Annotated in this window: 11 protein-coding genes and 2 pseudogenes; 10 read left to right on the top strand and 3 right to left on the bottom strand. The window is 61.8% G+C overall.

The window, feature by feature from the left end; all coding sequences use genetic code 11:
• Nucleotides 1–101: 101 nt before the first annotated feature.
• Nucleotides 102–443, bottom strand: a complete 342-nt coding sequence (locus PGC08_RS10365; protein ID WP_029417638.1) for an RNA polymerase-binding protein RbpA — start codon at nucleotides 441–443, stop codon at nucleotides 102–104.
• Between the two features lie 77 nt (nucleotides 444–520).
• Nucleotides 521–1,264 carry a glycerophosphodiester phosphodiesterase family protein gene (locus PGC08_RS10360; protein WP_271708391.1) on the bottom strand — a complete coding sequence of 248 codons (744 nt, stop codon included), beginning with the start codon at nucleotides 1,262–1,264 and terminating at the stop codon, nucleotides 521–523.
• A gap of 55 nt (nucleotides 1,265–1,319) precedes the next feature.
• On the opposite strand from PGC08_RS10360, the gene PGC08_RS10355 reads away from it, so the two are divergent.
• Together PGC08_RS10355 and PGC08_RS10350 are read left to right on the top strand one after the other, a co-directional pair.
• Nucleotides 1,320–1,643, top strand: coding sequence for a hypothetical protein (locus tag PGC08_RS10355; protein ID WP_226823530.1), 324 nt, complete (start codon nucleotides 1,320–1,322; stop codon nucleotides 1,641–1,643).
• A 176-nt stretch (nucleotides 1,644–1,819) separates the two neighbouring features.
• The gene (locus PGC08_RS10350) at nucleotides 1,820–2,635 is read left to right on the top strand and encodes a septal ring lytic transglycosylase RlpA family protein (protein WP_096158734.1); all 816 of its coding nucleotides are present in this window, start codon (nucleotides 1,820–1,822) and stop codon (nucleotides 2,633–2,635) included.
• Between the two features lie 120 nt (nucleotides 2,636–2,755).
• Here PGC08_RS10350 and PGC08_RS10345 read toward each other — a convergent pair whose 3' ends face one another.
• Entirely contained in the window at nucleotides 2,756–3,604 is an 849-nt protein-coding gene (locus PGC08_RS10345) for a helix-turn-helix transcriptional regulator (protein WP_271708390.1), read from the bottom strand.
• A 58-nt stretch (nucleotides 3,605–3,662) separates the two neighbouring features.
• Here PGC08_RS10345 and PGC08_RS10340 point away from each other — a divergent pair, with 58 nt between their 5' ends.
• The 8 genes and pseudogenes from PGC08_RS10340 (at nucleotide 3,663) to PGC08_RS10305 (ending at nucleotide 13,494) form a co-directional block, all read left to right on the top strand.
• Nucleotides 3,663–4,634 carry an SDR family oxidoreductase gene (locus PGC08_RS10340; RefSeq protein WP_271708389.1) on the top strand — a complete coding sequence of 324 codons (972 nt, stop codon included), beginning with the start codon at nucleotides 3,663–3,665 and terminating at the stop codon, nucleotides 4,632–4,634.
• 102 nt (nucleotides 4,635–4,736) lie between these two features.
• On the top strand, nucleotides 4,737–6,089 hold the full coding sequence (locus PGC08_RS10335) for a flavin monoamine oxidase family protein (protein WP_096160721.1): 1,353 nt from the start codon (nucleotides 4,737–4,739) through the stop codon (nucleotides 6,087–6,089).
• Between the two features lie 24 nt (nucleotides 6,090–6,113).
• A pseudogene (locus tag PGC08_RS10330) lies at nucleotides 6,114–7,657 on the top strand (APC family permease).
• Nucleotides 7,654–8,088, top strand: coding sequence for a helix-turn-helix transcriptional regulator (locus tag PGC08_RS10325; protein ID WP_009884899.1), 435 nt, complete (start codon nucleotides 7,654–7,656; stop codon nucleotides 8,086–8,088). Before PGC08_RS10330 ends, PGC08_RS10325 begins: the two are co-directional and overlap by 4 nt.
• An 11-nt stretch (nucleotides 8,089–8,099) precedes the next feature.
• Nucleotides 8,100–8,518, top strand: a pseudogene (locus PGC08_RS10320) (VOC family protein).
• Between the two features lie 5 nt (nucleotides 8,519–8,523).
• Nucleotides 8,524–10,905: an excinuclease ABC subunit UvrA gene (locus PGC08_RS10315; RefSeq protein ID WP_271708387.1), complete on the top strand. Its 2,382-nt coding sequence runs from the start codon at nucleotides 8,524–8,526 to the stop codon at nucleotides 10,903–10,905.
• A gap of 229 nt (nucleotides 10,906–11,134) precedes the next feature.
• Complete coding sequence (locus PGC08_RS10310; RefSeq protein ID WP_269465928.1) at nucleotides 11,135–11,581, top strand: transglycosylase family protein; 447 nt, start codon at nucleotides 11,135–11,137, stop codon at nucleotides 11,579–11,581.
• Between the two features lie 593 nt (nucleotides 11,582–12,174).
• Nucleotides 12,175–13,494 carry an MFS transporter gene (locus tag PGC08_RS10305; protein ID WP_096158732.1) on the top strand — a complete coding sequence of 440 codons (1,320 nt, stop codon included), beginning with the start codon at nucleotides 12,175–12,177 and terminating at the stop codon, nucleotides 13,492–13,494.
• Nucleotides 13,495–13,617: the final 123 nt, after the last annotated feature.

Below are 13,617 nucleotides of genomic sequence, written 5' to 3'. Positions count from 1 at the left end.
GACAATGAGTTTCGGGACGATGAAGGGCGGGGTGCAGGTCCGATGACCTGCACCCCGCCCTTTACGCTCGGATGCGTTCGTGTGACTCAGTACAGAGGCGCTCAGGCCTGTGCTGGCACCTCTCCGCGACGAACGGCGAGTCGCTCATCGAGCAGAACCTGAAGTTCGTCGAAGGAGCGGCGCTCAAGCAACATGTCCCAGTGGGACCGCACATGCTTGCCCGGCTCCCCATCGGGTTCATTCACGCCGACACGAGTGCCGATGCCGTGGATGCCTGAGTCCCAGGTGGAGGGCACTTCGGCTTCGATCGAGAAGGGAACCTTGAACTTGGTTCCGTCCTCGCACTCGAATTCGACCATCTGGCGAGGTGCCGGTTCGACGCCCTCTTCCGTTTCCAGGCTGCGTGAGCCCAACTGTGTACCGCGGAGACTGCGTTCGCTCATATCTCTCTCACCTTCCGACTCGACTGCAGACGTCTCATACGAAGGAACAGTCTACCGTCTACGCCTATTCCCAGCACTCAGGTCCACGCCGCGATCTCGCGCAGCCCCAGCAGGACATCATCCGTGACGATCCCATCGACGCCGAGGTCGAGGAGGGTGCGCATCTCGGCGACGTCATTGATGGTCCACACATGGATCTGCAGGCCCGAGCGGTGAGCGCGCGAGACGAAGTCCTCGCTGATGACACGGAGGCCCTTGAACGACATCGGTACCTGCAGCGCATCGAGACCGGCCGGCAGCTGAGTCAGGCCGGAACCCGCGACTCCTGGCAGGGCGCCTAAGGCAAACAGGGCAGACTCGAACACTCCGGCCGAAGTACGGACCCCGGGCAGGGCCTCGCGCAGTCGGCGCAGAGTCGACGAGGAGAACGAGGCAAGCCGGATCCTCTCTCCGGCCTCGCGGCTGCGGATGGTGCGGATCATCGGTGCAATGGAGTGGGCGGCTTTGACATCGATGTTCCAGGCGAGGTCCGGAAGCTCCTCCAGAAGCGTGGTCAGGCGAGGCAGATGCCCGCCTGCGATGAGTTCGATGGAATCGAGTTCGGCGGCCTTGAGATCGCGGATGCGGTGGGGGCGACCTGCGATGCGATCCAGATCGGCATCATGGGCGGCGAACACGACTCCGTCGGCAGACGCATGGACATCGGTCTCCATCCACCGCACGCCGGCCTGATGCGCGGACGCGAACGCCTCGAGGGTGTTCTCACTCATACCGGGCCACTGCCCGCCTCTGTGGGCGATGATCTCTGCCTGAGAATTCATGGTCCAATCCTATGTTGCTGTTGACCTGACGAGCAGGGTCGACAACTATGGAGACATGAGCCGAACACAAGATCCGATTGAACCTGACTACGTCATTGACTCCACCAAGCGGACCCCGACCGAAAGGGTGCGTTCGGCAGCCACCAGAGCCTACGGTGCGGCCAGCAGCGGTGTGAAGAACGCTCGTGAAGCCACCTCTGGCAACCGTCTCATCGAGACCACCGAGACGAACGTGAAGAAGGCGCTGGGCAATGTCTCCCACGCGATCGACGATGCCGTGCGAAGCGGCAAGGTCGAGCGAGTCTTCGACAAGGCCCAGGAAGGTGTGACCACCGGCGCCGATACCGTCCGCAGGCTGGTCAACCGCAAGTCCGAGTGACCCGATAACCATTGATGCGGCACGCTTTTTAGCGTGCCGCATTGCTTTTGTAACAGTTTCTTAATTAGACTGTGTTCAGGTAACGATCCGATAACTTGGAGTCAGTGTTGAGCCTTGCTCGATCACTGAGACCCATGTTTGCGAAGGACACCGGCACATCTATACAAGGACTGACTGTGGGTAAACACTCTTCACCCCGTTCGAAATCGACGGGATCGCTCTTCTCTGCGTTCAAGGCACCGAAGAAGTCCGGACGGCATTCGCCGCAGGGGACCCAGGCATCTGCGAACACCGCTGGGGGAGTGCTGGCCTCGGTGCGTGCACGTCCAGTGCTCTCCGCATTCATCGTTCCCACCGCCGCAACAGCAGCGGTCGTCGCATCCAGCCTGGCGATGGTGCCCGGCAGCGCCGGCGGTGACCAGCAGGTCGTCGCCGAATCTCCTGTCGTCGCCGCAGCCGAGGCGACCCAATCCCCAGATGAGTTCCTGGCCAAAGCGAAGAAGCAGGCCAAAGAGAAGCCAGCCGAGATCTCCCTCAAGTCCAAGGTCGAGACACCGAGCCCGACCCCGTCGGAGACCGCGTCCGACGAGGCTGCGAGCACGGACGCGACCACGGGCGGCACCGCAGGCGGCACAGACACGAAGAAGCCCGCTCCTGATACCAATGACGAACCCTCGAAGTCCGGTGAGTCCGCTGGCGAGTCCGGTACCTGCCCGATGTCGTACTACGGCGGAGGCGATGGATTCGATGGCCGGCCGACGGCCAACGGGGAGATCTTCGACACCAACAAGCTGACCGCTGCGCATAAGACGCTGCCCTTCGGGTCGCAGGTCAAGATCACCAATACCGCCAACGGAAAATCCGTGACCGTGCGCATCAATGACCGTGGTCCCTACCACGGCAGCCGCTGCATCGACCTGTCCAAGGCCGCCATGGAAGCAGTCGGCGGAGTCGGTGCCGGGCAGATCAACGGCAAATACGAAGTCCAGTGACCGTCCCTGGCGTCGCTGAGCGACGTCAGGGACCATTGCACGCGGCCGCTTGACGGGCCCGTTCATGCAGCGCCAGTCGGAGTTCTCCAGGTGATATGACCTCGACTCCGGGCACCGTGATCAGCTGGGAGACAGCGACGTCCACGGGCTCCATCGGAAGGTCGATGACATAGTCGTCGGCGGTGATGGATCCTGCCTCGATTGCCTCCTCGGTGACTCGACCCGGAACTGCCCGGCGCAGATCGTCGAGGCTGTGGCTGGGAACCGCAGTCTCACCGTCGTCGACCTGACGGTGCGGTCGAATTCGACCTGAGACCGCGACCAATAGTCGCCGAGGTGGAATTCCACCGGCCGTGAAACCGCGACGTAGCGCAGTGCGATCGCAGTCATCCGGGAGACCCGGTAGGTTCGGGGTCTGCCTCCGGGAGGCTGTGCGATGAGGTACCAGCGACCGGCCTTGACGACGAGTCCCAGCGGAATGGCAGTGCGAAGTCGTGATCCCGTACGGGCTGCATACCGAAACTGCAGTCCGCGGTGCGAACGCAGAGCCGTGACGATGACCGAGAGCGCCTCGGGACGCTCATGTGTCATGAACCAGTCGGGCCCGTCGACGAGGACGTTCGATGAGAAGACGGATTCCGTCTCGGACAGGATCTTCTCCCGCGCCGTCGCCAACTCCCGTGCGAACCCGAGATCGGCTGCTGCGGCACCTCCGATGAGCACTGAATCAAGCTCATCACGGGTCATGCCCGACAGCGGAGACGTCCAGGTTCCCAGCAGGCTGATGCACCCACCTGGGCCGGCCTCTGTCACCACGGGCACACCCATCCGAGACAGGTCGCCGAGATCGCGATAGACCGTCCGTTCGGTGACCTCGAGCCGCTCGGCCAGATTCGCGGCAGTGATCGGTACGCTCCTCGCGCTGAGGATGACGATCTCCGACACCAGCCGTGCTGCCTTCATGCTCATCAAGAATAGTCTTCATCACTGACATGAGGTGTCAGTGATCGCACGAGATGCTGTCATCATGACCTCATCCCAGGCACCAGCAGAACCAGAATTTCCTCCCTTCGTCCAGCGTCCGCTTAAGGGCCGAGTCGCTCTCGTCGCCGGCGCAACCCGGGGTGCCGGACGCGCCATCGCCAGGAATCTGGCCCGGGCGGGAGCGTTCGTGTACTGCACAGGACGATCCACCTCGGCGCAGCCATCCGACTACGGTCGCAGCGAGACGATCGAGGGCACAGCCCAACTCATCGAAGCAGACGGCGGCCACGCCCAGGCGCTCGTCTGCGATCACCTGAAACCGGAGATGATCCACGAGGTAGTGCGCCGCATCGATGAGCAGCACGGTCGGCTTGACGTTGTCGTCAACGACATCGGGGGAGAGGCCTACGTCTCCTGGGGCGAGAAGTTCTGGGACACGGACTTCGACTCGGGCATGAGGTTGGTGAACGCGGGCCTGCTCACGCACCTGCACACAGCCCACGCTGCACTCCCTCTGCTGACACGCACCCCAGGGGGACTGCACATCGAGATCACCGACGGAACCTCCGAGTTCAATGCTGCCCACTACCGGGAGTCCATCTATCTCGACCTGACGAAGACGGCGGTGAGCAGGCTGGCGTTCGGACTCGGCCACGAGCTCAGCGACTCCGAGTGCACCGCGTTGGCGATCACCCCAGGCTGGCTGAGATCGGAGATGATGCTCGACCTCTTCGACACGAGTGAGCAGACTTGGCTGCGAGACTCTCTGGATACCGAGCGTGAACTGCCGCCTGCGGATTTCGCGATTTCGGAGACCCGACACCTGTTGGGGCGAACTGTCGTCGCAGTGGCCTCGGACGCGCAACGGCACCGGTTCAACACACGCACATTGAGCACGCGGGAACTCGCAGATATCTACGCGATCGACGATATCGATGGTTCTCGACCCGATTCCTGGAGCTTCATGGCAGCCAAGGAGGCCGACTTGGGCGCGGACGCCCGCGAGTATCGCTGAAACCGATTCCGCACCGGTCCGACCGGACCCGAACTCGCCTTGGCAGGCCCTGGTTCCCTGGTTACTCTGATCACATAAGTGGAACTTTCGAAGGAGTGCAGGATGTCGGATCGAACATGCGATGTGGTCATCGTCGGAGCTGGCCCGACCGGCCTGAGTGCGGCCCGGACGCTGCAGGCAGCAGGTAAGGACGTTGTGGTCCTCGAGGCACGAGATCGTGTGGGCGGTCGGACGTGGACAGATCACATCGACGGTCAGATGTACGAAATCGGTGGTCAGTGGATCTCACCTGACCAGACGGCACTCCTCGAACTCGTCGAGGAGCTGGGCAAGGAGACGTACCAGCGCTACCGAGAAGGCGACAGCGTCTACATCGCACCGGACGGCACACGTTCCGTCTACAGCGGCGACATGTTCCCAGTGGGGGAGTCGACCCAAGCGGAGATGGAACGGCTGATCGCGCAGTTGGACGAGCTCGCCGCCCGCATCGGACCGACAGCTCCGTGGGAAGCCGAGGATGCTGCCGAACTCGATTCGGTGTCGTTCCACCATTGGCTGCGCCAACAATCAGACGATGAGACCGCGTGCGCGAACATCGGCATGTTCATCGCGGGCGGAATGCTGACGAAGCCGGCCACCGCATTCTCCGCACTGCAGGCGATACTCATGGCCGCCTCGGCGGGATCATTCACCCACCTCGTCGATGATCATTTCATTCTCGACCGCCGCGTCGTGGGTGGAATGCAGTCGGTCTCCGAGCAGATGGCCAGCGAGCTCGGTGAAGGCGTCGTCCACCTCAATAGCCCCGTGCGCACCATTGAGTGGACGGAGGATGCGGTGAGCGTCGGCACCGATGCGATGACCGTGTCGGCCGATCGTGCCATTGTGGCCGTCCCGCCGAACCTGTACTCACGCATCAGCTACTCCCCGCATCTGCCCCGACTCCAGCAGGTCTTCCACCAGCACCAGTCGATGGGTCTGGTGATCAAGGTCCATGCCACCTATCCGACACCGTTCTGGCGTGAAGACGGCCTGTGCGGAACCGGATTCGGTGCCGGCCAGCTGGTTCAGGAGGTCTATGACAACACCAATCACGGTGAAGAGCAGGGGACTCTCGTCGGATTCATCTCAGACGTCAACGCCGATGCGATGTTCGCCCTCGACGAGGACACCCGCAAGCAGCGCATCGTCGAATGCCTGGCAGACTTCCTCGGTCCACGTGCCCTGGAGCCTGACGTCTTCTACCTGTCGGACTTCGGCTCCGAGGAATGGACCCGTGGAGCGTATGCGACCAGCTACGACCTCGGTGGACTGCACCGGTGGGGCCGGTTCCAGAACGACCCAGTCGGTCCCATCCACTTCGCAAGTTCGGACATTGCAGCACACGGGTACCAGCACGTCGATGGCGCCATCAGGATCGGGCAGGACACCGCCCGTATGATCTTGGGCACCTGAGCACATGTCTGAAAGGTTGAACTGATGACCTCGGCAACTCCATCACCGGGCCCGACCGGAAGCGCGTCTGCGACATCCGCTTCGGGTCTGAGCTCCAAGGGGCTGTCGGCGGGCAAGATCGGTGCCATCGGCGGTGCCGTCATCGGCATCTCCTGCATCGCGCCCGCCTACACCCTGACCTCGGGGCTGGGACCGACGATCTCGCAGGTCGGTGTGCACACTCCGGCGATTCTGCTCATCGGATTCGTTCCGATGCTGCTCGTCGTCTTCGGCTACCGCGAACTCAACACTGCCATGCCCGATTCCGGGACGACCTTCACCTGGGCGACCCGCGCCTTCGGGCCCTGGCTGGGCTGGATGGGAGGATGGGGCCTGATCTCTGCCACGATCCTCGTGCTCTCGAACCTGGCCGCAGTGGCAGTGGACTTCCTGTTCCTGCTGCTGGCGCAGATCTTCGGTGACCCAGGAATCGCCGATCTGACCCGAGTGCTGTGGATCAACATTCCTGTCACAGTTCTCCTGACCGCGGCCGCCGCGTGGATCTCCTACCGCGGAGTCGAAGCCACCGAGAAGATTCAGGTCTGGCTCGTCGCCTTCCAGGTACTTGCACTCGGCTGGTTCGTCATCGCAGCATTCGTCCACGTGTCCAACGGCACCGCCTTCGACCCCACACCGGTCGAACTCGGCTGGTTCAACCCTGCCGAGGCCGGAGACTTCTCGACGGTCGCAGCGGCAGTATCTCTGTCCATCTTCCTGTTCTGGGGCTGGGACACCGTCATCACCATGAACGAAGAGGCGAAGGACCCGGAGAAGACTCCCGGACGCGCAGCCATGCTCACGATCATCGCCATCGTCATCATCTACCTGGCCTGCACCGTCGCCGTCATCTCGTTCGCCGGTGTCGGCACCGAGGGGCTGGGCGCGGGGAATCCGGAGAATCAGGAATCCATCTTCGCCGTCCTCGCCGGCCCGGTGATGGGGCCCTTCGCCGTTCTCGTCTCGATCGCCGTCCTCTCTAGCTCACTGGCCTCGCTGCAGTCGACGATGGTCTCTCCCTCGCGCACGATCCTGGCCATGGGCCACTACGGGGCGCTGCCGAAGAAGTACGGAAAGATCTCGCCCCGGTACAAGTCTCCATCCGTGGCCACCATCACCTCGGCGCGGCCGCAATCATCTTCTATGTGGTCATGCGTCTGCTGTCAGAGAACGCACTGTGGGACACGATCACTGCCTTGGGGCTGATGGTCTGCTTCTACTACGGTGTGACCGGCCTGGCCTGCATCTGGTACTTCCGACAGTCCCTGTTCTCCGGGGCGAAGAACTTCTTCTTCAGGTGCCTCTTCCCGCTGGTCGGGGGAGTGACCCTGCTGGTGATCTTCGTGACCACCGCGATCGACTCACTCGATCCCGACTATGGTTCCGGCTCTTCGGTCTTCGGCATCGGACTGGTCTTCGTACTGGGCATCGGCGTCCTGCTCCTGGGTGTGGTCATCATGATCATCCAATCCCGCAGGCACCCCGACTACTTCCGCGGGAAGACGCTGACACAGGGAGTCCACACAGGGTGAGCGCGAGAGGCAGCGACACGCCGTCTGTGCAGCAGCTGGCCATCCTGAGGCGTGTGCGCGACCGCATCGACAGAGAATTCGACCAGCCTCTCAACGTCCAGGAACTTGCCGCCGGGGTGCATATGTCGGCCGGGCACCTCAGTCGCGGATTCAAAGCTGCCTACGGGGAGTCGCCCTATTCCTATCTCATGACCCGGCGCATCGAACGCTCCATGGCACTGATTCGTCGCGGTGACCTGTCGATCACAGATATCTGCTTCGCTGTGGGATTCTCATCGCTGGGCACGTTCTCCACTCGATTCAGCGAACTTGTCGGGGTCTCACCCTCCCGCTACCGTTCCGGCGTCGTCGAAGGCGACCACGACCTGCCGACGATCATCGTCAAGAATGTGCTCAGACCGGTCAGGAATCGAGAAGTTCCACCCCGGTGATGCGCACTAGGATGACGATCATGAATATTTCAATCAACGCCAGCTTCCTGCCTCACACCGATGCCGAAGCATCCCTGACCTTCTACCGTGACGTCCTCGGCTTCGAGGTTCGCCTCGATGTCGGATCCGGGCAGATGCGGTGGCTGACTTTGGGCCCTGCCGGTCAACCCGATACCTCATCGTGCTCACCCCAGCGATCACCGACCCGACCATCAGCGACGAGGAGAGGGCAGTCATCGAATCGCTCATGGCCAAGGGCAGCTACGCCGCGATCGTGCTGGCAAGCACGAACGTCGATGAGGCCTTCGCCGAGGTGGAGGGCAGGGGAGCCGACATCGTCCAGGAGCCGATGGACCAGCCCTACGGTCTCCGGGACTTCGCTCTGCGGGATCCGGCCGGCAATATGATCCGCGTTCAGCAGCGCGGCTGATCGGTATGACGCATCCAGCCGATGACCATGAGCTCATCCGTGTGCAGGGAGCTCGGGAGAACAATCTCGCAGACATCTCTGTCGACATCCCCAAACGCCGACTCTCTGTGTTCACCGGAGTCTCCGGTTCCGGCAAATCGTCGCTGGTCTTCTCCACGATCGCAGCCGAGTCCCAACGCCTGATCAACGAGACGTACAGCGCCTTCGTCCAGGGCTTCATGCCGACTATGGCCAGACCCGAAGTCGACGTGTTGGAGGGCCTGACCACCGCCATCATCGTCGATCAGGAACGCATCGGGGCCAACCCGCGATCGACGGTGGGCACCGTCAGCGACATCAACGCGAAGCTGCGCATCCTGTTCTCCCGGCTGGCTCAACCGAACCTGGGATCGACCAAGGCCTATTCGTTCAATGTGGCCACGATCAGCGGCAAGGGAGCCGTGACGATCGACAAGGGCGCCGACAAACAGGTCGAGCGACGTACCTTCACCGTCAATGGAGGGATGTGCCCTCACTGCGAAGGAATGGGCACGGCCACAGACATCGACATCGCCGAGGTGGTCGACTCCTCGAGGTCCCTCAACGAGGGTGCGATCACGATCCCCGGCTACAAGCCCGGCGGATGGAGCGTGCGGTTCTATTCGGAATCGGGATACTTCGACCCCGACAAGGCAATCGTCGACTACACCGAGGAGGAGAGGCACAATCTCCTCTACGCCGAGGACGAGAAGATCGTCATCAACGGCACGAATATGACCTTCGACGGACTCATTCCCCGGATTCGACGCTCCTTCCTGTCAAAGGACCGCGACGCGATGCAGAAGCATGTGCGTGAGTTCGTCGATCGTGCGGTCGTCTATACGCAGTGTCCCGAGTGTGACGGCACACGCCTGAACTCGGCGGCACAAGGATCGAAGCTGGTCGGTCTGTCCATCGCGGAAGTCTGCGCAATGCAGGTCTCTGACCTCCTGGACTGGCTCGCCCAAGTCCCCGATGAGGGCGTCAGCAACCTCGTGGAATCACTCATCGCAGATGTGCAGGCCTTCGTCGACATCGGCCTCGGATATCTCTCCCTTGACCGTTCGGCCGGGTCGCTGTCCGGGGGAGAGGCACAGCGAATCAAGCTGGTCCGACACCTCGGGTCCTCACTGACCGATGTCACCTATATCTTCGACGAACCCACGATCGGGCTCCACCCGCACGACATCGACGCAATGAATGGGCTGCTCATCGCGCTTCGAGACAAGGGCAACACAGTCCTCGTCGTCGAACACAAACCCGAGACCATCAGAATCGCCGATCACATCGTCGACCTCGGACCCGGAGCAGGAACAGCCGGGGGAGAGGTCTGCTTCACCGGCACCGTCGGCGACCTCATCACCAGTGACACCCTCACCGGTCGACATCTCAATGACCGTGCGCAGCTGAAGGCGACAACCCGTGAACCGACTGGACGTCTCGAGATCAGGGGAGCACAGGCCCATAATCTGCGTGACGTCGATGTTGATGTTCCTGTCGGAGTCATCACTGCGATCACCGGCGTGGCAGGTTCGGGCAAGAGCACCCTCATCGAAGGATCGCTGCGCCATCGCGATGGTGTGATCATGATCGATCAGGCGGGTATCAAGGGCTCACGTCGGAGCAACCCGGCCACCTACACCGGCATGCTCGAACCCATTCGGAAGGCATTCGCGAAGGCCAACGGGGTCAAACCAGCACTCTTCAGCGCGAACTCCGAAGGGGCTTGCCCGGTCTGCAACGGTGCCGGGATCATCTACTCCGATCTCGGAATGATGGCGGGAATGTCAGCTCCCTGCGATGTCTGCGACGGCAAGGGATTTCAGGCCGAAGTCCTCGAATACACGCTCGGTGGCAAGAACATCCGTGAGGTACTCGACCTGCCGGTGACAGCAGCCATCGAATACTTCGCAGCAGAGGAGTCACGTATCCCTGCGGTGAGTAAGATCATCGCCAACCTCGCCGAGGTGGGACTCGGATATCTCAGCCTGGGACAGCCGTTGACGACCTTATCGGGCGGTGAGCGACAGCGTCTCAAGCTCGCCACACATCTGTCGGCCAAAGCCGCGGATGCCGCACAGGTGATCATCCTCGACGAACCGACAACGGGCCTGCACCTCGCCGACGTGGACAACCTGCTCGGAATGCTCGACCGTCTCGCGGATGCAGGCAGAACAGTTATCGTCATCGAGCATCATCAGGCAGTCATGGCCCACGCCGACTGGATCATCGACCTAGGACCCGGGGCCGGACACGACGGTGGCCGCATCGTCTTCGAAGGCACTCCGAAGCAACTCGTAGACGGTGCCTCGGAGTCGGACGCGTCCTTGACCGCACAGCACCTGGCGGCCTACGTCTCAGGTGCCTGAGCCGGATATCGGGGGAGTCTGAGGCGATTCTCGGGGGAGTCGAGCACCTCTGTGACACTCACCTGACGGGCTCGTCTCTCAGTTCGTGTTGTGACTTCTGTGAGTCGATTCGGAGTGCAGAGACCTTGATCTCGGTTCACACCGGCACTCAGATCCGTTACGGTGTATAACGGCTCGGTAACGACCGAGTTACAGAACCGAAATGCAGTCGTATTACGGAGATGAGACAGTGAACCTCTACAGCACAAGCCTCCGCAAGGTCGCCCTCGTTGCAGGAGCCGGCGCGGTCGCCGCAGCCGGACTGACGGGAATGGGCGGCCCAGCTCAGGCCTCCACAGGGGCTCAGTCCTCGGAAGGCGTCTGGGACAAGGTCGCCGAGTGCGAGTCCGGCGGTGACTGGCACATCAACACCGGCAATGGCTACTACGGCGGACTGCAGTTCTCGGAGCAGACCTGGAAGGCCTTCGGCGGTGAGGGTATGCCTCACAAGGCCAGCAAGGCAGAGCAGATCGATGTCGCTCAGAAGACTCTCAAGGAGCAGGGCCCGGGAGCATGGCCGGTCTGTGGTGAAGAAGCTGGCCTGACGAAGGCCAACGGCGCTGCAGACGACGGCGGAGGATCCAAGGACGATGGTGGATCCAAGGATGACGACAAGGTCGGACTCGGCGGCAGCTGAGACACCTGCTGATACACGCAGTTGGCTGACACGCAGTCAGCACGATGACGGTCGCGAATAGCTGAGAAGCTATCCGCGGCCGTCATCTTTTTGTACGCTGGTGACTGACCGGTAACTATGATCGTCGCAGGAATGACAGCAGAACTGATGGCAAGACCGACGGCAGAACTGACAGCTCAATATCAGCGGTATCTCGTGGCTCCCTTGGGGTCATGTGTATAACGCCGATAATATACATTATGTTAAGTAAACTCGTTCGCGACTACTCCTCGCGTCCTGCGCGAGCGCCTTCAATGATCCGCATCGTCTGCTGACGACTCCTACTGAAGCGGCTTCCGTTTGACCCCGACATTTCAGTACCAGTCGAGTGCCGGCAGCGCGTGTGTGCTGACAGTGCCGTGGTGACCGTGAGCGCCAGGTTGTCGCTGGTCAGCCATGTGCCCTTGGCCTGCTGTGCGCAGAGTTCTCGAACCCGGCGGGAACGTTCAAGCGTCGATTGACATTTTTATCGAACGTTCAATACTGTGTGTGTGATCGGCTCAACAAGCCCAAGGCCGATTGTCACGATAGTCACCACGACGCAAGGAAGCATCATGGTCTCATCCAAGCTCACCTCTCCCCCGGCCGCAGCTGCTGCACCTGGGACCGAATCGCGACGCAAGGCGTGGTCTCTGACTGCGCTGCTCGTCGTTCTGTACGTGGTCAACTACGGGGACAAAGCCGCATTCGGCATCATCGCTCAGTCCCTCAAGGATGAACTCGGCATCAGTGCAGCTCAGATCGGTCTCGTGGGCAGCCTGTTCTTCTTCGCCTTCACCGTCGGTGGATTCTTCGCCGGAGCACTGAACAAATGGCTGTCCCTGCGCACTGTTCTCATCGTCCTGTCTCTTGTGTGGGCCCTGGCGATGCTGCCGTTGGTGCTCTCGGCCACGTTCGCAGTCCTAGTTGTGTCCAGAATGCTCCTCGGACTCGCCGAAGGGCCCAGTTCTGCTCTCATCCACACAGCCACCTACTCATGGCACACCCCGCAGAAGCGCGGCTTCCCCGGAGCCCTGCTGGCCAGCGCCGCCTCCATCGCCAAGATTGCTCTGGCCCCGCTGCTCGCCTATCTCTCGGTAACGTTCGGATGGCGCAGTGCGCTGATCACGATGGCTGTCATCGGTGTCGTGTGGTGCTTCTTCTGGACGCGGTACTGGGAAGTCGGCCCCTACATTCCGGCTAAGGCCGCGAAGCACGCAATCGACCCGAGTGAAGAACCGCGAGTCCCCTGGCGGAAGATTCTCCTGACCAAGACGTTCATCAGCGGTGCGCTGCTGGTCGCCAGCGTCTACGCATTGGTGACCGTGGTCCTCACGTGGCTGCCGTCGTATTTCGAAGTGGGTCTCGGCTACAGTCGCCTCCAGTCAGGTTCCATGTTGGCCATCCCGTCGATCGCCGGTCTAATCAGCCTCATCGGCGGAACTCTGCTCTCTGATCAACTGCTGGCCAGAGGCTGGTCGTCCAGGTTCGTGCGAATCATCGCGCCTTCCGTCTGCGTGGTACTCGGCGGTGGAATTCTCTGCTTCCTCCCCTCGATCTCGAACTCCCCCGGCGCAGTTGCCATCGTATCCATCGGGTATGGCGTCGGCGTCGTCGTCCTGCCACTGTGCAATGCGGCGGTCTCAGAGATCTGCCCACCCCGACAGACAGCGGGAACGCTGGGGATCTTCTTGGCGCTCATGGCCGTGGGAGGACTCGTCGGGCCCTATGTCACCGGACTCATCGTCGATGCGGCGCCGACTTCTGGTCTCGGCTACGCCACCGCGTTTCAGGCACTGGGCGTCGCCTCCGCCGTCTGTGCGATGATCACGCTCATCTTCGCCGACCCGGAGAGGGACAAATTGCTCGTACGCACCGATGGTCACGCATCGTGACACTCTGCTCAAGCGACATCAAAGCCGCTGCCGAGGAACTGCGACGCCCCCGACCGTTACTGTGGAGTAACCTAGCCTATGACTAGGGAACCATTTGAGGCGGGCCCGATGTCGCAGAATTCG

This window comes from Brevibacterium sp. BDJS002 (assembly GCF_028201555.1).
Lineage (GTDB): Bacteria > Actinomycetota > Actinomycetes > Actinomycetales > Brevibacteriaceae > Brevibacterium > Brevibacterium aurantiacum.
The sequence above is the reverse complement of the archived record's forward strand: the minus strand, read 5'-3'. Positions and strand labels throughout refer to the sequence as shown.

What these genes read in the sequence shown, in the direction of transcription:
- PGC08_RS10335 (WP_096160721.1), top strand. Translation starts at nt 4,737, where the DNA reads ATGTCGGATCGAACATGCGATGTGGTCATCGTCGGAGCTGGCCCGACC.
- PGC08_RS10340 (WP_271708389.1), top strand. Translation starts at nt 3,663, where the DNA reads ATGACCTCATCCCAGGCACCAGCAGAACCAGAATTTCCTCCCTTCGTC.
- PGC08_RS10305 (WP_096158732.1), top strand. Translation starts at nt 12,175, where the DNA reads ATGGTCTCATCCAAGCTCACCTCTCCCCCGGCCGCAGCTGCTGCACCT.
- PGC08_RS10365 (WP_029417638.1), bottom strand. Translation starts at nt 443, where the DNA reads ATGAGCGAACGCAGTCTCCGCGGTACACAGTTGGGCTCACGCAGCCTG.
- PGC08_RS10345 (WP_271708390.1), bottom strand. Translation starts at nt 3,604, where the DNA reads ATGAGCATGAAGGCAGCACGGCTGGTGTCGGAGATCGTCATCCTCAGC.
- PGC08_RS10360 (WP_271708391.1), bottom strand. Translation starts at nt 1,264, where the DNA reads ATGAATTCTCAGGCAGAGATCATCGCCCACAGAGGCGGGCAGTGGCCC.
- PGC08_RS10355 (WP_226823530.1), top strand. Translation starts at nt 1,320, where the DNA reads ATGAGCCGAACACAAGATCCGATTGAACCTGACTACGTCATTGACTCC.
- PGC08_RS10315 (WP_271708387.1), top strand. Translation starts at nt 8,524, where the DNA reads ATGACGCATCCAGCCGATGACCATGAGCTCATCCGTGTGCAGGGAGCT.